We start from the raw sequence: 16984 nt of genomic DNA, 5'->3' as shown, positions 1-16984 counted from the left end.
CCAACGCCCCAAATCTAACAAAAGAAATTTTCAAGCAATCGCTTAAAACCGCTCCCGCAATCCCACGCTCACAATCGCCTGCGACTGCGCCGCCGCCGAGTGCCCATTGCCCTTATCAGCAAACGAGGCCGTAGCGGCCACCGGATTCCCGAGCGCATCGAGCGTCATCCCCGAAGCGTGCTGATACCCCGCAAGCAAATACACCGTCGAGCGCTTCGAAAGATCATACTGCGCGCCCACCGAAACATTGTGATACTGCGCTTCGTTATCCAGACCATCGACATGGCTGCCACGCGTGTAGTTATATCCTGCAAACAGATGCGTCCTCGGCTGCACATTCCACGTGCCGAAGACACCCGCGATGTTAAACGTCGCGGTGCCCGAATAAAGCGAGTCCGCGCCAGCCTTATACTGCACGTTGCTGTAATTCACGCCCACGAGCGCCGCGCCGAAGTCCCAGGTCGCGCCCGCAGCCACGATCTGCTGCGACTGCGCGCTCGCATAACCTTCATTGATCGACGAATTGAAGGTGCCGTCGTAGGTGCCTTGCCACTTGCCATAGGTCGGGTCGTCAGGCCCGCTCTTGCTGTTATCCGAGTGCTCATAACCCACGCCCAGATGCAGCGGGCCATTCGCATAGCCCGCGCCCACGCTCCACGTGTTCTGGTCCTTGAGGCTGCCTGGCTGGCCGCCGAAGCCGTACAGCGCGCCGAACGTGAAGCCCGCGTAATTCGCGCTCGTGTACTTGATCGAGTTGTTTACGCGTGTGGTCTGGTCGAGATCGTCGATGTCGCCCGGATGCGCGCCGAAGCCGCCAATCACGCTGACCGGCGCGACCGGCCCGACGAAGTCGTCGAGCGAGGTGTACTGGCGGCCCATCGTGAGCGAGCCGTACTGCTGGTCAGCGAGGCCCGCGAACGCCTGGCGGCCGAACAGGCGGCCGCCCTGGCCCGAGGTGCCGTTGGTGATGTCGAAGCCGTCTTCGACCAGGAAGATCGCCGAGAGCCCGTTGCCGAGGTCTTCCTTGCCCTTGAGCCCCCAGCGGCTGCCCGAGAGGTTGCCGCTCGTCACGGCCACATTGGAATGGCCTTGATAGGCGCCTACGCTGCCGGTGCGCTCGTTGCTGCGGTAAGTGATGCCCGCGTCGACGATGCCATAGAGCGTGACGGAGCCCTGCGCCGCCGCCGTGCCCGCGAGAGAGAGCAGAACCGGCGCAGAGATCAGGTGTTTTTTCATCATGTGTTGTCTCGACGAGTCGTGATAGCGATGGACCGCCGCATGGAGCGGTCTCTTGTTATGCGCGCGCATGCCGGCGCGCCTCGCGAACGAGGCGGCCAGCGGCAGGCACTTGGGAAAAACGCGGGTTGAAGCGTGCGTGCGCTACGGCATCAGCGCTTGAGCGACGCGCCCGGCGGCAGCTCGGGCGGGGTGAGGGTCACGGTCTTGCGCACCTTGGCAACGTCGTCGGCGCTGACCGGCTCGCCGGTGTTGCCCCAGCTCGTGCGCACGAAGGTGGCCACGTCGGCGACTTGCTGGTCTGAGAGGCGCCAGCCGAACGGCGGCATGGTGAACGTCGATGGCGCGCTTTTCGTGCCATCGAGCGCGGCGCCCGTGAGCAGCACGTGGATCAGCGAGGTGGCGTCCTTGCCCTGCACGACCGGGTTGCCGCCAAGGGCCGGGAACACGCGCGTGTAGCCGCGGCCGTCGCTGCGGTGGCAGGCCATGCAGTTGTTGACATAGACCGCCGCGCCGCGCGCGCTCGCATCGCCGCTTTGCAGCTTGCTGGCGGCGGCGGGATCGTAGGCATAGGGCGTTTCCTTCGGGTCGTCCGGCGGCAGTGTCTTCAGATAACGCGCCATCGCGAGAAGGTCCGCATCGGTCATGTACTGCGTGCTGTGCTGGACCACGTCGGTCATGCCGCCGAAAGCCGCCGTATGCAGATTGCGGCCCGACTTGAGGAACTGGACGATCTCCTCCTCGCTCCACGCGCCGATGCCGGTGCGCGCATTGCCGCGCAGGCTCGACGGCACCCAGCCGTCGATCGCGCCGCCGCCCGCGAGGAAGTCGTCGCCTTCGAGATCGGTCAGCGCGAGCTCCTGCATCGTGCGCGCGCGCGGCGTGTGGCACGCGCCGCAGTGGCCGAGGCCCTGCACGAGATACGCGCCGCGCGCGACGATCGCGTCGTTGTAGTGCGCACCGTCGAACGCCTGCACCTTGGGCGCGAACAGCGTGCGCCAGATGCCGAGCGGCCAGCGCATCGAGAGCGGCCAGGGAATGTCCACCGCGCGGTTCTGTTGCGCGACCGGCGCGACGCCTTGCTTGAAGTACGCGTAGAGCGCCTTCATGTCGTCATCGGAAAGGCGCGCGTACGACGGGTAGGGCATCGCGGGATAGAGCGTCTCGCCGTTCGGGCGCACGCCCTCGCGCACCGCTTGCGCGAAATCGTCGTAGCTCCACTTGCCGATGCCGGTGTTCGCGTCGGGCGTGATGTTGGTCGAGTAGATCGCGCCGATGGGCGTGTCGAACTTCAGCCCGCCCGCGAACGGCTTGCCGCCCTGCGTGGTATGGCAGGCGATGCAGTCGCCGGCGCGCGCGAGATATTCGCCGTGTGCGACGAGTGTTGCGCTTGCGCTGTTGGTAACGCCGTTGGCGGCGCGAGCCGCGAGCGGCACGAACGCTGCTGCGAGCGTCGCGCAGGCGGCCAGTGCGGCGGCGGCCTTCGGAGCGTTCCTGAAGCGCCGCAGCACGCCGCGTGCGCCATTACGTGCGTTTTTACGTTCGATGGGCGTGGGGACCAAGTTCTTCTTCTTCATGGGATTCGTCACACGCTCACCAGGGGGCCGGGGTTCTTCAGATACTGATTGCGAATGGCCTTCGCGGACCAGTAAGCGAGCGCGGCAACGAGCCCCGTCGGGTTATAGCCGATGCCCTGCGGGAACGCGGAGGCGCCCATCACGAACACGTTGTGCACGTCCCAGCTCTGCAGATAGCGGTTGATCGCGCTTGTCTTCGGGTCCGTGCCCATGATCGCGCCGCCCACGAGGTGGGTGGTCTGATAACGGCGCGAGTCGAAGTGCTCGCCGAACTCGCGCGTGTAGACGTTGAGCGCCTTCGGACCCATCGCCTCGGCAATCTTCTTCATCTGGCTCGTCACGTACTGCGCCATCTTGATGTCGTTGTCCTTCCAGTCGAAGGTCATGCGCAAGAGCGGCTGGCCGTACGAATCGCGATAGGTCGGATCGAGGTCGAGGTAGACGTCGCGATACGACATGTTGCTGCCGTGCGCGTCCATCGAAATGGTGTGCGCGTAGTGGTCCTTCACCGCCTTCTTCCACGCGCTGCCCCAGTTGGGCGTGCCCGGCGGCGTGGCGATGCCGCTGATCGGCTTCACGCCCGCCTGGTTCACCCACAGCGGCGAGCCGCCCACGAAGCCAAGCGGCCCGTGGTCGAAGTTGTCGGCGTTGAAGTCGTCCACGGCCACGCCGTTGCCGCCCGCGCCGACGAATGGATTCGTCCACGTGTCGGTGTCGAAGAACGCTGTGATGGTCGAGAGATTCTGGTACGCGAAGTTGCGGCCCACCACGCCCTCGCCCGAGACCGGGTCGTACGGCTTGCCGATGCCCGAGAGCAGCATCAGGTGGACGTTGTGATACTGGAACGCCGAGACGATCACGAGATCGGCGGGCTGGAACACCTCCTGGCCCGACGGATCGACATAGGTGACGCCGGTGGCGCGTTTTTTCGTGTCGTCGAGCTCGACGCGCAGCACGTGACACTTCGCGCGCAGCTCGAAGTGCTTTTCCTGCTTGAGCGCAGGCAGGATGTTCAGGTTTGGCGAGGCCTTCGAGTACATGTAGCACGCGTAGCCGCTGCAGTAGCCGCAGAAGTTGCACGGCCCCATCTGCACGCCATATGGATTCGTGTAGGGTCCCGAAGTATTGGCCGAAGGCAGGCGGTAAGGATGCAGCCCGACCGACTGTGCCGCATCGAAGAATCGCTGTGCCGAATACGTATTCAGTTGCGCGGGCAACGGAAAATTGTCGCTGCGTGGGGCTTCGAACACGTTGCCGTCGCCCACCACGTTGCCCTTCACCTTGTAGGCCTGGCCCGAGGTGCCGAACACTTTTTCGGCGAAGTCGAAGTGCGGCTCCAGCTCGTCGTAGCTCACGCCGTAGTCCTGGATCGTCATGCCTTCGGGAATGAACTTCTTGCCGTAGCGCTCTTCGTAGTGGCTCTTCAGACGCAGTTCTTCCGGCGTGATGCGAAAGTGCACGCCCGACCAGTGCAGGCCCGCGCCACCCACGCCTTCGCCCGGCAGGAAAGCCGCGAGCTGGCGGTAGGGCAGTGCCGTGTCGTTCACGCCATGGCGGATCGACACGGTGGTCTTCGAGAGATCGAGAAAGAGCTTCTTGCGGATGTTGTACGTGAGCTCGTCGATGGTGTTGGGGTATGCGCCGTCCGGATAGGTGTCGCGATACTCGCCGCGCTCGAGCGCCACGACGCTCAGGCCCGCTTCGGTCAGCTCCTTCGAGAGGATCGCGCCGGTCCAGCCGAAGCCGACGACCACGGCATCGACATGAGGTTTCTTGATCGCCATTACGCGCGCTCCCCGCTGATCGAAACCGGACCGTACGGGTAGGCCTTGCCGTTCTGGTTCACGAAGTCCATGAAATCGGCGCGCGCGCCGGGAAAGCCGATCATCTTCCACGCGGCCAGGTTCTTGTTGCCGCCGTGGATGGGATCGCAGAAGTAGCCTTCGCGCGTGTTCTGCAGCAGTTGGCCGAAGAATGCCGAGGCCGGCACGCCGTCGAGCTCGACCTTGCCGGCTTCGAGCGCGCCGAGCACGGCGTCGCGCGTGCTGGCGTCGAGCGCGTCGAAAGGCTTGCCGTAGGCCTTGCTGCAGTACGCGTTCACCGCCGCGATGCCGAGGCGGTAGATATCGCGCGGCACCAGCTTCAACTGGTAGCCGAGCTCGGGCACGCCCTGCTGGAACGGCCCCTGCATGTACCAGAGCGCGCCGTGCGCGTAGGGCGTGTCCATCTGGCGGTCGATGAATTCGGGCACGCCCGCTTCGAGCGCGCCGGGGCCTTCAGAGTCGGCCGGGATCAGACGGTCGACGGCCGCGTGCACGAAGGCCCATTCGCGGGCGTCGAAGAAGCGGGGCTTGTAGACCGCCTGTACCTGGGGCGCGGAGGCTGATTCAGGCTGGCCGCCTTGCTGCGCGGTACCGGACGAGGGCTGCGTACTGCGCTCGCAGCCGGCCAGCGCCCCTGCGGGTACGAGCACCGCCGCCGTGCGCAGAAAGCCCCGGCGTGACGTGAGAGGAGTGTCGGACATTGTTGGTTTCTATATCAATTCGGCGCGGTGTGACTCGGCTGCGGCCGTATGCGGGGACTGGTTCCCATCTAGCCTAGGTCGCATTTGGCCCTTATGGTAAATGGAACCGGTTCCATGTTTTAAGCGCAATTTTACAATAATCCATTGCATTCGCCAGGGGGAGGGGTGAGGCGGTGGGTTGCGGTAACGCCGACTTGGCTTGTCTGGGTGGTGGCGCGTGGCCTGGCCGCACTGTTAAAGAGCGCTAGCGAGGTTGGACAGAAGCGCAAGTGGCCCAGCCCCCGCATGTCGGAGATTCCCACCTCTCCAAACAAACCCTAACAAATAACCCAAGTTGTTTGACAACTAAGCATGACGGATGCTACTGTGCCGGATATCGACAACCCTCTATCCCAGCACGAGGCCTCATGAACGTGTCCCCGATCGTCGAGAGCGAATTCGCCTCGACCGTGATGGCGGTGCCCCCTCTGGCACGCCGCCCCGACTTCTCGCTCGACGTCGAAGCCAACCGCAAGCTCGTCCGCCACATGGAAGCGGGCGGCCTGCGCACGCTGCTGTACGGCGGCAACGCGAACCTCTACCACGTCGCCGTGAGCGAGTTCCGCGAACTGCTCGACATGCTGGCCGAGGTGAGCGCGCCCGAAACGCGCGTGATCCCGGCCATCGGCCCGGACTACGGCAAGATGCTCGACCAGGCGCGCATCCTCGCGCAGACGAAGTACCAGACGGCCATGGTGCTGCCGCTCGCCGGCTTCACCACGCCCGAGGGCGTGGAGGCGGGCCTCACGCGCATCGCCGATGCCGCCGGCATTCCGCTCACGCTCTATATCAAGAGCGAGAACTATGTCGACGTGGACACGCTCGCGCGCCTGATCGATCGCGGCACGCTGATTGCGGTGAAGTACGCCATCGTGCGTGAGGACCCGTCGAACGATCCGTATCTGCGCCGCCTGCTCCAAAGCGTGCGCGCCTCACAGGTGGTCTCGGGCATGGGCGAGCGTCCGGCGCTCGTGCACGTGCGCGACTTCGGCCTTGCGGCATGGACCACGGGCTCGGGCTGCATCGCCTCGCACGCCGTGATGGCGCTGCTCAGGGCCGCGAAGGAAGGCCGCGCCGAAGAAGCGCAACGGCTCTACGATGCATTCATGCCGCTCGAGACGCTGCGCGACGACATTTCGCTGATCCGCGTGCTGCACGACGCCGTCACGCTTTCGGGCATCGCCGACATGGGGCCGATCCTGCCGCTGCTCTCGCAGTCGCCGGCCGAGGCGCTGCCCGCCATCGGCGCGGCTGCGCAGGCGCTGCTCGCGTTCGAGCAGTCGCTGACGGGTTCGGCGCAGGCGGCGCACGCGTAAGCGCGCTGGCTTGAGCCTCGAAGTAGCACGCGAAAATTGCATATGAGCGGAGCGAACATGCAGATCACTGGAGCAATGCTGCTGGGCGCGCAGGCGGTGCGCGGCCAGGCGGGCGAGATGCGCGCGTTCGCGCCCGCGCTCGGCAAGGACATCGAACCGCCGTTCGGTCTCGGCGATCAAGCCGATGTCGCGCGCGCCTGCGAACTCGCGGCGCAGGCCTTCGACGCGTTCCGGGCCGCGCCGCACGAACAGCGCGCGCAACTGCTGGAAGCCATCGCCGAGCGCATTCTCGGCATCGGCGACGAGCTGATCGAGCGCGCGCATCTGGAGTCGGCGCTGCCCAAGGCGCGTCTCGAAGGCGAGCGCGGCCGCACGGTCGGCCAGCTGCGCCTGTTCGCGTCGCTGGTGCGCGACGGCCGCTGGTGCGGGGCCGTGCTCGATTCGGCGCTGCCCGAGCGCAAGCCGCTGCCGCGTTCGGACCTGCGCGCGCGGCGCATCGGCGTCGGCCCCGTGGCCGTGTTCGGCGCGAGCAACTTCCCGCTGGCGTTCTCGGTGGCGGGCGGCGACACGGCTTCGGCGCTTGCCGCGGGCTGCCCCGTCGTCGTGAAGGCGCACCTCGCGCATCCGGGCACCTCGGAGCTCGTGGGCCGCGCGATCCAGCAGGCGGTCGCCGACGTCGGCTTGCCCGAAGGCGTGTTCTCGCTGATCTTCGGCGGCGGCAACGAGACGGGCGAGGCGCTCGTCGCGCATCCGGCCATCAAGGCGGTGGGCTTCACGGGCTCGCGTCGCGGCGGCCTCGCGCTCGCGCACATCGCGGCGCAGCGCGCGGAACCCATCCCCGTCTACGCCGAAATGAGCAGCATCAATCCGATGTTCGTGCTGCCGGCGGCGCTCGCTGCGCGCGGCGAGTCGATCGCGCAGGGCTTCGTCGACTCGCTCACGCTGGGCGTCGGCCAGTTCTGCACGAACCCGGGTCTGGTGCTCGCCATCGACGGACCCGGGCTCGACCGCTTCGTGACGGCCGTGAGCGCCGCGCTTGGCCAGAAGCCTGCGCAGACCATGCTGACGGCGGGCATCGCCAAGGCCTATGGCGATGCGGTGGCGGCGCGCAAGACGACCGACGGCGTCGAACAACTGGCCGCTGGCACGCCGAGCGACGCCCAGTGCTCCGCGCAGCCGCTGCTCTTCAAGACGAGCGCCATGGAGTTCCTCGCGCAGCACGCGTTGTCGGACGAGATCTTCGGGCCGGCCTCGCTCGTGTTGACGTGCCGCGACGAAGCCGAGCTCGCGCGCGTGGCGGAGCACCTCGAAGGCCAGCTTACGGCCACGCTGCAGATCGACCGCGAAGACTACGCGATGGCCGCGCGCCTGTTGCCGGTGCTCGAGCGCAAGGCGGGCCGCATCCTCGCGAACGGCTTCCCCACGGGCGTCGAAGTCTCGTACGCGATGGTCCACGGCGGCCCGTTCCCGGCCACCTCGGACGCGCGCACGACCTCGGTGGGCGCCATGGCGATCGAGCGTTTCCTGCGCCCGGTCTGCTATCAGGATCTGCCGGCGGAGTTGCTGCCGGCCGCCGTCCAGGACGACAACCCGCTGGGGCTGTGGCGTCTGCGCGACGGCGAACTGGTGCGCAAGTAAGCGGCCGTACGCGTGGTGGAACGGCGCAAAGGCGCTTGCAGCGGGGCTGCGGGCGCCTTTGCGGCAGGTATCCCAACAAACGTCCGACAAAGGGCTCACAAAGTCCCTGACGTTGCTTGACAACTTGATGTGTGGTTCGGCATCCTTTGACCGCGGCTCAGTGGTCAGAACCCGTGAAGACCGCAGCAGAACCAGAACGGCCGCGCAGAACAAATTCCATAAACAGATGTGAGGAGACAGACGCGATGTTCGATGGACGCTTGAAGGCCAGGGTGCTGGCCGTATGTGTGGCGGCCGCGGCCGTGTTCGGCGCGGGCGTGGCGAAGGCCGATCCGGTTTCCCTGAACATAGTCGACGTGGCCGGTAACCTGCAGCTCACGCAGAAGGCCTTCGAGGCCTTCAAGGCGCAGAACCCGAATCTCGTCTCCAACATCACCTACACCAACGCGCCGGCGCCGCAGCTGCCCGGCAAGATCAAGGCGATGCAGGCGGCAGGCCGCGCCGATATCGATCTCGTCCTCACCGGCACCGACGCGCTCGCCGCCGGCATCGAGCAGAACCTCTGGATGAAGCTGCTGCCGGATCAATCGGCAGCGCTGCCGGGCGTGCTCGACAAGTACGCGCCGGGTCCGCGCAAGATGCAGGACCTCGCGCAGGGCTACGGCCTCGAAGTGTCGTATATGCCGGCCGGTCCGCTGATCGAGTACAACCCCGCGAAGGTGGCCAAGCCGCCGCATACGCCACAGGAGCTGCTCGCCTGGTGCAAGGCGAACCCCGGCAAGCTGATCTATGCGCGGCCGGCCAACTCGGGCCCGGGCCGCACGTTCCTGATGGGCTTGCCGTACCTGCTCGGCGACAAGAATCCGCAAGACCCCATCAACGGCTGGGACAAGACGTGGGCGTTCCTGAAGGAGCTCAATGCGTGCGTGCCGTACTACCCGGGCGGCACCTCGGCGGTCATGAAGGAACTGGGCGAGGGCTCGCGCGACATGACGGTGACCGTGACGGGCTGGGACATCAACCCGCGCGCGCTCGGCATCGTGCCGGCCGAGTTCAAGGTGCAGGCGTTCGACAACATGACCTGGGTGAACGATGCCCACTATATGGTCATCCCCAAGGGCGTCTCGAAGGACAAGCTCGCCGTGCTGCTCAAGCTGATGAACTTCATGCTCGAGCCGCAGCAACAGGCCATGACCTATGACGACGGCTATTTCTATCCGGGCCCGGCCGTGAAGGGCGTGACGCTCTCGATGGCGCCGAAGCAGAGCCAGGACGTGATCGCCAAATATGGCCGCCCCGAATACGCGAAGTGGCTCACGCAGTATCCGCACGTCCAGCCGCTTTCGGCGCAGGCGATGGTTGCGGCGTTCCAGAAATGGGACCGCGAAATCGGCGCGCAGAAGTCGCAGTAATGGGTGACGAGTCAGCGACGCCCCGGCGGCGCCTTTGCGTGTGACCTCGCACGGGTGCCGCCGGTTGCCTATGCTCAGGTAAGTGGACCTCGCGTTTCAGGAACGTGTCATGAAGCATTCATTCGATCGTCTGCGTCTGGACTCGGTGTGCCGCAGTTTCCCCAACGCGGAAGGGACGCAGCTCGCGGCGCTGCGCAATCTCGATCTGGAGATTCGCCGCGGCGAATTCATTGCGCTGCTCGGACCCTCGGGCTGCGGGAAATCGACGGCGCTCAACTGCATTGCGGGCCTGCAGCCGCTCACGAGCGGTAGCATCTGGCTCGACGATTTGCGTATCGACGTGCTGCCGCCCGAGAAGCGCGGCTTCGGCATGGTGTTCCAGAACTATGCGCTGTTCCCGCACATGAGCGTGCTGGAGAACGTGGGCTTCGGCCTGAAGATGCAGGGCGTGCCGCGCGACGAGGCGAAGCGCCGTGCGCGCGAGGCGCTGCAACTGGTGCAGCTCGTCGGCCATGAAGGCAAGCTGCCGGGCCAGCTTTCGGGCGGCCAGCAGCAGCGCGTGGCGATCGCGCGCGCCATCGTGATCGAGCCGCCGCTCGTGCTGATGGACGAACCGCTCTCGAACCTCGACACCAGGCTGCGCATCGAGATGCGCGCGGAGATCCGCCGCATTCATGGGCAGCTCGAGCGCGCCACGATCTACGTGACGCACGACCAGGACGAGGCGCTTTCGATGGCCGACCGCATCGTCGTGATGAAAGAGGGCGTCGTGCAACAGGTCGCCACTCCTAAGGAAATCTACAGCCGGCCCGCGAATCTGCACGTGGCGCGCTTCATGGGCTATCGCAACGTGCTGCCGTTCGCCGTGACCGGCGAGCGCGGCGAGCATATCGCGCTGTCCGCGTCGGGCATCACGCTCACGGGCGTGCCGATGGACGACGCCATCGTGCAGGCCGGCGGTAACGCGATTTCCGTGGCGATGCGCCCCGAAGATTTCGAACGCGCCGACGCGGGCGACCCTAACGCCTTCGACGTCGAAGTCGAGCTCGTGGAATACGGCGGCCGCGATTCGCTGCTGCTCGCGAACGCGCCGTTCGGCAAGCTGTGGGCGCGCGTGGCGGGCGAGTTCGAAGCGGGCGAGCGCGCCACGCTGCGCGTCGCGCCTTCGCGCGTGCTGGCCTACGCGGAGCGCGCATCATGAGCACATTCGCCTCGTCGCTGAGCAAAGCGCCGCGCGACGCGCGCGGCTGGCTGATCGCGCCCGCGCTGGGCTTCATCATCGCGATGTTCCTTTACCCGTTCGCCTACGGGCTCATGCTGTCGTTCAAGCCGATGAACGGCGGCGGCATGTTCGCGAACTATCTGCAGTTCATCCACGATCTCTCGCTGTGGCCGACGGTGTTCGTCACGCTCAAGCTGGCGGTGCCCGCGACGGTCATCAACGTCGGGCTCTCGCTGCCGGTGGCGTTCGCGCTGCGCCGCAAGTCGCCTTATCAGAAGCTCGTGACCACGCTGCTCGTGATTCCCGTCACGCTCGGCACCGTGCTGATCGCCGATGGCATGCTCAGCTACTTCGGCCCGAACGGCTGGTTCCCGCAGGCGCTGCACGCACTGCATCTCTACACGAACGAAGAGATTCGCCTCACGCACAACTACTGGGGCGTGCTGATCTCGCTGATCGTCTCGGGCTTTCCGTTCGCCTTCCTGCTCACGCTCTCCTACGTTACCGGCATCGACCCGACGCTCGCGCGCGCGGCCGCCACGCTCGGCGCGGGGCCGTGGCAGCAGTTCCGGCAGATCTATCTCCCGCTGCTCGCGCCCGGCCTCACGATGGCCGCGTGCCTCTCGTTCGTGCAGGCGTATTCGGTGTTTCCCTCGGCGGTGCTGCTCGGCGCGCCGGCGGGCCCTACGCGCGTGATCTCCATCGCGGCGTCGGAAGCCGCGTTCGAGAGCTATGACTACTCGCTCGCCTCGACCATTGCCATCGTGATGGGCTTCGTGCAGTTGATCGTGGTGGCCGCGATGCTGGGCGCGAAGCGCTACTTCTACTCGGGCCCGGTGAGTGGAGGGAAAGGCTGATGAGCACGCATCAACACCACCCGGCGGGACTCCCCGCAGGCGCGCCGGTGAGCGAAGAGCGTCCGGCGCCCGCGCCCGCTCCCGCCGCCAGGGCGCCGCAAACGAAGCCGGCTTCGCGCCTGCCCGACGTGCTCTGGAAAGTGATCGTGTGGGGCGGCATGGCGTTCTTCCTGCTCAACGTGCTGCTGCTGATCGCGACGGTGGGCGTGAACTCCATCGCCACGCGCTGGTTCGGCACGCCGCTGCCGCAAGGCTTCACGCTGCACTGGTATGCGCAGGCGTGGCGCGACTTCCAGCTCGGCAGCGTGCTGTGGGTGACGTTCGAAGTGGTGGGCGCGGTCGTGCTGCTGTCCATCGTGCTCGGCGTGCCCGCCGCCTATGCGCTCGCGCGCGCGCAGTTTCCGGGCAAGCGCATCGCCATGCTCGTGTTTCTGCTGCCGCTGATGGTGCCGCCCGTCACATACGGGATTCCAATGGCCACGGCGATGTACCACTTCGGCCTCGCCGGGACGCTGCCCGGCGTGATCCTCGCGAACCTCGTGCCCGCGCTGCCGTTCGTGATTCTCGTGATGACGCCGTTCATCGAGCAGATCGATCCGAACCTGGAGTCGGCCGCGCGCATCTTCGGCGCGAACACGCTGCGCTATTTCCGTTACGTATTGCTGCCGCTCCTCGTGCCAGGGATGCTGGCGGCGGGCCTGCTCGTGCTGGTGCGCACGATCGGCATGTTCGAACTCACGTTTTTTACCGCTGGACCCGACACGCAAACCCTCGTCGTCGCGCTGTATTACGCAGTGTTCTCGACGGGCGTGCGCGCGCCGCAGTCCATCGACGCCATGGCGATGATCTACATGGCGATCACGCTCGCATGGGTGCTGGTCGCGCTGCAGTTCGTCAGCCCGACGCAACTCGTGTCGCGCGTGAAGGAATCGCGTTAGCGGCTTGATTGATAGACGCGCTGAAACCCATGCGCGGCAATACCTGGAGCAAGGCAAGATGAGCAACAAGCGAAAGACCCCCGAAGAACTGCGCAGCCACCGCTGGTATGGCGTGAACGACCTGCGCTCGTTCGGCCATCGCTCGCGCACCGCGCAGATGGGCTATAGCCGCGCGGAGTATGCGGGCAAGCCGGTGATCGCGATCCTCAACACGTGGAGCGAGATCAACCCGTGCCATACGCACTTCAAGCAGCGCGTGGAGGAGGTCAAGCGCGGCATCTGGCAGGCGGGGGGCTTCCCCATCGAGCTGCCGGTGCAGACGCTCTCCGAGCCGTTCCAGAAGCCCACCACGATGCTCTACCGCAATTTCCTCGCGATGGAAGCCGAAGAGACGCTGCGCTCGTATCCGGCCGATGGCGTGGTGCTGATGGGCGGCTGCGACAAGACCACGCCCGCGCTCCTGATGGGCGCGATCTCGATGGACCTCCCGACGATCTTCCTGCCCGCGGGCCCGATGCTCAACGGCAACTGGAACGGCGTGACGCTCGGCTCGGGCTCGGACACGTGGAAGTACTGGGCCGACCTGCGCGCGGGCAAGATCACCGAGGACGACTGGAAGGGCGTGGAAGGCGGCATCGCACGCTCGCCGGGCCACTGCATGACGATGGGCACGGCCTCGACGATGACGAGCGCGGCCGAAGCGCTCGGCTTCACGCTGCCGGGCTTCGCTTCGATTCCCGCGCCGGATTCGCGCCACGCGCAGATGTCGGCGAAGACGGGCATGCGCATCGTCGAGATGGTGTGGGAGGACCTCAAGCCCTCGGACATCATCACGCGCAAGTCGGTCGACAACGCCGTCACCACCTGCCTCGCGCTCTCGGGCTCGACCAACGCCATCGTGCACATGATCGCGCTCGCGCGCCGTGCGGGCGTCGACCTCACGCTCGCGCAGTACGACGAGATCGCGCGCCGCACGCCGGTGCTCGCGAACATCCGCCCGACCGGCAAGTACCTCATGGAGGACTTCTATTACGCGGGCGGCCTGCGCGCGATGCTCAAGGAGCTTGGCGACCTGATCGACGGCACGCAGATGACCGTGAACGGCAAGACGCTGGGCGAGAACATCGCCGATGCTCAGATCTATAGCGACGAAGTGATCTATCGCCGCGCGAAGCCACTGATGCCCGATACGGGACTCGCCGTGCTGCGCGGCAATCTCGCGCCCGATGGCGCGGTCATCAAGCCCGGTGCCGCCGAGAAGCGCCTGCACGTGCATACGGGCAAGGCCGTGGTGTTCAAGGACTATAACGACATGGCCGCGCGCATCGACAGCGAAGAGCTCGATTGCGACGAGAACAGCGTGATCGTGCTGCAGCACGCGGGCCCGATCGGCGCCCCGGGCATGCCCGAATGGGGCCAGCTGCCGATTCCGCAAAAGATCCTCAAGAAGGGCGTGCGCGACATGCTGCGCATTTCGGATGCGCGCATGAGCGGCACGAGCTACGGCGCGTGCGTGCTGCACGTGGCGCCTGAGTCGTTCATTGGCGGACCGCTCGCGCTGGTGCAAGACTGCGACATGATCGAGCTGAACGTGCCGGAGCGCCGCCTGAACGTGCTGATCTCCGATGAAGAGATGGCGCGCCGCAAGGCCGCGTGGGTGGCGCCCGAGCCGCGCTTCACGCGCGGTTATGGCGCGATGTACCAGATGCACGTGATGCAGGCCGACAAGGGCTGCGAGTTCGATTTCCTGCAACGCGACGGCGTTGCCGGATCGTGCGGCGGCGGTGGCGAGCCCGAGATTCACTAAGCGATTCACAGCGGGATCCACTACCGGTCGCGCAGGAGACGGGGTCCGGCATTGAAGGCGAGGGCGCGTTGCGGTTCACGACTGCGGCGCGCCCCGCGCGGCTCGACAGGGGAAACTCCGTATCAAGCATCAAGAGTAGTAGAAAACAAGCAAGACATCACAACGACTATATGCAGGAGTACAGATGAAGAAGACCATTCTCGCTTCCACGCTTGGACTCGCCGCACTGGGCGCGCACGCCCAGAGCAGCGTTACGCTGTATGGCATCGTCGATACGGGCATCGGCTATCAGAGCAGCTCGGCCGCACTCGGCAGCAACTCGGGCGGCCACTCGGTCGTCAAGATGGCCCAGGGCATCTGGGCCGGCTCGCGCTTCGGCCTGAAGGGCGCTGAAGACCTGGGCGGCGGCACGCGCGCGATCTTCCAGCTCGAAGAAGGCTTCAACTCGGCCAATGGCGCGCAATCGACCACGAACCTGATGTTCAGCCGCGCGGCTTACGTCGGCGTTGCGAATCAGCAATACGGCACGATCACGATGGGCCGCCAGTATGCGCCGTACTACTCGCTGCTCGCGCCGTACAGCCCGACCACCTGGCTCACCGGCGCCTATGGCGCGCATCCGGGCGATCTCGACTCGATGGACACGATCTACCGCATCAACAATGCGGTGGTCTATACCTCGCCGAATATCGCTGGCTTCACCGTGAGCGGCATGTATGCGCTCGGTGGCGTGCCGGGCAGCGTCGGTGCAGGGCAGACGTGGAGTGTCGCGGCGAACTATATTCGTGGCCCGGTCGGGCTCGCCGTGGGCTTCGAGCGCCTGAACAACTCGACGAGCGGCGGCGGCACGTGGGGGACGAATTCCACGGCCAACAGCAATGGCGAGCCGGGCGTTTCGGGCATCACGAACGGCTTCCAGACCGCGCAGGCACAACAGCGCCTCGCCGTGACGGGCGGCTACACATTTAATTCGCAGTGGGACATTTCGGCATCCTACTCGAATGTGCAATATGTCGCGGGAACCGGATCGAAGTTCTTCGACACGCAGATCTGGAACACGGGCGGCGTGGTCCTGCACTACAAGCCTCTGACCGCGCTCGACCTCGCGGCGGGCTACAGCTATACGCGCGCGACCAAGGCGAACGGCATCACCAGCGCGGCTTCGTATCAGCAGTTCAACCTCTCGCAGTACTACACGCTCTCGAAGCGCACCGGCCTGTACTTCGTCGAGGCATACCAGCGCGCGGGCGGCCAGACGCTCGGCACGAACGGCGCCGGCGACATCATCAATGCGACCGCCGACATCGGCGACGGCCAGAACAGCGCGCCGTCCTCGTCGCGCAGCCAGTTCGCGGGTGCGATCGGCATCGTCCACCGCTTCTGATTTTCACGCTTTCACACTCCGACGCAGTCTTTGCGGCGGCGCCATTGCGGCGCCGCCGCTCTTTTTTGTGCGTATGCACCGTTGTGCGCGGGAGGGGGGCGAGACGGCGGCGCCAGGTGCGTTCGGCAAGGCTGCGCTATCATGCACTCCGATTTTCAAGATAAAACCGGACGGACGCGTGTGGACAGCTAGCGCGTGGATCGCCGCCCAATCACGCTCCAGACCTTTTCAATGTTCGACTTCCACCTTTCCGGGGGCGTCCTGCTCCCGCACATGCAGGCGCTCGACGTGCTGCAACTCTGCGGCATTGCCATTGCGCTCGTGCTTGGCGGCATGGTGAAGGGGGTGACCGGCATAGGCGTGCCGCTCGTCGCCATGCCGATCCTCACGCACTTCCTGCCCGTGCAGCAGGCCGTCCTGCTGCTTTCGATGCCGATCATCCTCGGCAACATTCCGCAGGCGCTCGAAGGCGGCGAGCTGTGGAAGACGGTCAAGCACATTGCCGCGCCGCTGATCGGCACCGTGATCGGCAATATCGTGGGCGTGGCCGTGCTGATCCGGCTCGAGCCGCATCACGCGCTGGCCGCTTCGGGTGTCACGCTGATCGTGGCCGCCGCGCTGATGCTCGCCTCGCCGCGGGTCAAGCTGGCTCCCGGGCTCGTCAAGCCGGTGGGTTTCGCGCTCGGCTTCGGTGCGGCGCTCATGGAGAGCATTGCCTCGGTGCCCGGACCGCTGCTCGCGATGTATCTGATCGCCACGGGCGCAACGGGCCGCGTGTTCACGAAGCAGATCGCGATCATCCTGGTGGTGTCGGTGGTTACGCTCGTCACCACGTTCAGCGGCGGCGCACACGCGAGCGGCGCCGACCTCGCGATCTCGGCGGCGGCGAGCCTGCCGTCCATCGCGGGCATGTTCCTCATCCGGCCGTTGCGCGACAAACTGCATCCGCTGGCGTTCCGGATGATCGTGCTCGTGTGTGTGCTGGCGGCGGCGGTGCAGATGATCATCAAATCGGGCGTGCTGTAACGCGGTGT

General features: G+C 66.0%; 13 protein-coding genes. 9 read left to right on the top strand and 4 right to left on the bottom strand.

All coding sequences use genetic code 11. The features are described 5' to 3' along the window. Nucleotides 1–42 precede the first annotated feature (42 nt). The 4 genes from BO1_RS18500 to BO1_RS18485 form a co-directional block, all read right to left on the bottom strand. A complete protein-coding gene (locus BO1_RS18500) occupies nt 43–1236 on the bottom strand; it encodes a porin (RefSeq protein ID WP_028218841.1) in 1194 nt (397 codons plus the stop codon). A gap of 152 nt (nt 1237–1388) precedes the next feature. Further along, nucleotides 1389–2813 carry a c-type cytochrome gene (locus tag BO1_RS18495; RefSeq protein ID WP_084688041.1) on the bottom strand — a complete coding sequence of 475 codons (1425 nt, stop codon included), beginning with the start codon at nt 2811–2813 and terminating at the stop codon, nt 1389–1391. A gap of 8 nt (nt 2814–2821) precedes the next feature. Further along, nucleotides 2822–4597 carry a GMC family oxidoreductase gene (locus BO1_RS18490; protein WP_028218839.1) on the bottom strand — a complete coding sequence of 592 codons (1776 nt, stop codon included), beginning with the start codon at nt 4595–4597 and terminating at the stop codon, nt 2822–2824. Next, complete coding sequence (locus BO1_RS18485; RefSeq protein WP_028218838.1) at nt 4597–5337, bottom strand: gluconate 2-dehydrogenase subunit 3 family protein; 741 nt, start codon at nt 5335–5337, stop codon at nt 4597–4599. Before BO1_RS18485 ends, BO1_RS18490 begins: the two co-directional genes overlap by 1 nt. A gap of 407 nt (nt 5338–5744) precedes the next feature. On the opposite strand from BO1_RS18485, the gene BO1_RS18480 reads away from it, so the two are divergent. From BO1_RS18480 to BO1_RS18440, 9 genes are all read left to right on the top strand, one after another. Then, nucleotides 5745–6692 carry a dihydrodipicolinate synthase family protein gene (locus BO1_RS18480; protein ID WP_028218837.1) on the top strand — a complete coding sequence of 316 codons (948 nt, stop codon included), beginning with the start codon at nt 5745–5747 and terminating at the stop codon, nt 6690–6692. A gap of 57 nt (nt 6693–6749) precedes the next feature. Continuing rightward, nucleotides 6750–8330 carry an aldehyde dehydrogenase (NADP(+)) gene (locus tag BO1_RS18475; RefSeq protein ID WP_028218836.1) on the top strand — a complete coding sequence of 527 codons (1581 nt, stop codon included), beginning with the start codon at nt 6750–6752 and terminating at the stop codon, nt 8328–8330. 245 nt (nt 8331–8575) lie between these two features. After that, a complete protein-coding gene (locus BO1_RS18470; protein WP_028218835.1) occupies nt 8576–9742 on the top strand; it encodes an ABC transporter substrate-binding protein in 1167 nt (388 codons plus the stop codon). Nucleotides 9743–9851: 109 nt separating this feature from the next. Further along, nucleotides 9852–10943, top strand: coding sequence for an ABC transporter ATP-binding protein (locus BO1_RS18465; protein WP_028218834.1), 1092 nt, complete (start codon nt 9852–9854; stop codon nt 10941–10943). Beyond that, on the top strand, nt 10940–11821 hold the full coding sequence (locus tag BO1_RS18460) for an ABC transporter permease (RefSeq protein WP_028218833.1): 882 nt from the start codon (nt 10940–10942) through the stop codon (nt 11819–11821). The genes BO1_RS18465 and BO1_RS18460 overlap by 4 nt, the downstream gene beginning before the upstream one ends. Further along, nucleotides 11821–12759 carry an ABC transporter permease gene (locus BO1_RS18455; RefSeq protein ID WP_028218832.1) on the top strand — a complete coding sequence of 313 codons (939 nt, stop codon included), beginning with the start codon at nt 11821–11823 and terminating at the stop codon, nt 12757–12759. Before BO1_RS18460 ends, BO1_RS18455 begins: the two co-directional genes overlap by 1 nt. 58 nt (nt 12760–12817) lie before the next feature. Beyond that, the gene (araD, locus tag BO1_RS18450) at nt 12818–14566 is read left to right on the top strand and encodes an L-arabinonate dehydratase (RefSeq protein ID WP_028218831.1); all 1749 of its coding nucleotides are present in this window, start codon (nt 12818–12820) and stop codon (nt 14564–14566) included. Nucleotides 14567–14750: 184 nt separating this feature from the next. After that, on the top strand, nt 14751–15950 hold the full coding sequence (locus tag BO1_RS18445) for a porin (RefSeq protein ID WP_028218830.1): 1200 nt from the start codon (nt 14751–14753) through the stop codon (nt 15948–15950). Between the two features lie 231 nt (nt 15951–16181). After that, nucleotides 16182–16976 carry a sulfite exporter TauE/SafE family protein gene (locus BO1_RS18440; protein ID WP_028218829.1) on the top strand — a complete coding sequence of 265 codons (795 nt, stop codon included), beginning with the start codon at nt 16182–16184 and terminating at the stop codon, nt 16974–16976. The last annotated feature ends 8 nt before the right edge of the window (nt 16977–16984 follow it).

Source organism: Paraburkholderia oxyphila NBRC 105797, from assembly GCF_000685075.1.
In the GTDB taxonomy this organism is placed as follows: Bacteria; Pseudomonadota; Gammaproteobacteria; order Burkholderiales; family Burkholderiaceae; genus Paraburkholderia; species Paraburkholderia oxyphila.
The sequence above is the reverse complement of the archived record's forward strand: the minus strand, read 5'-3'. Positions and strand labels throughout refer to the sequence as shown.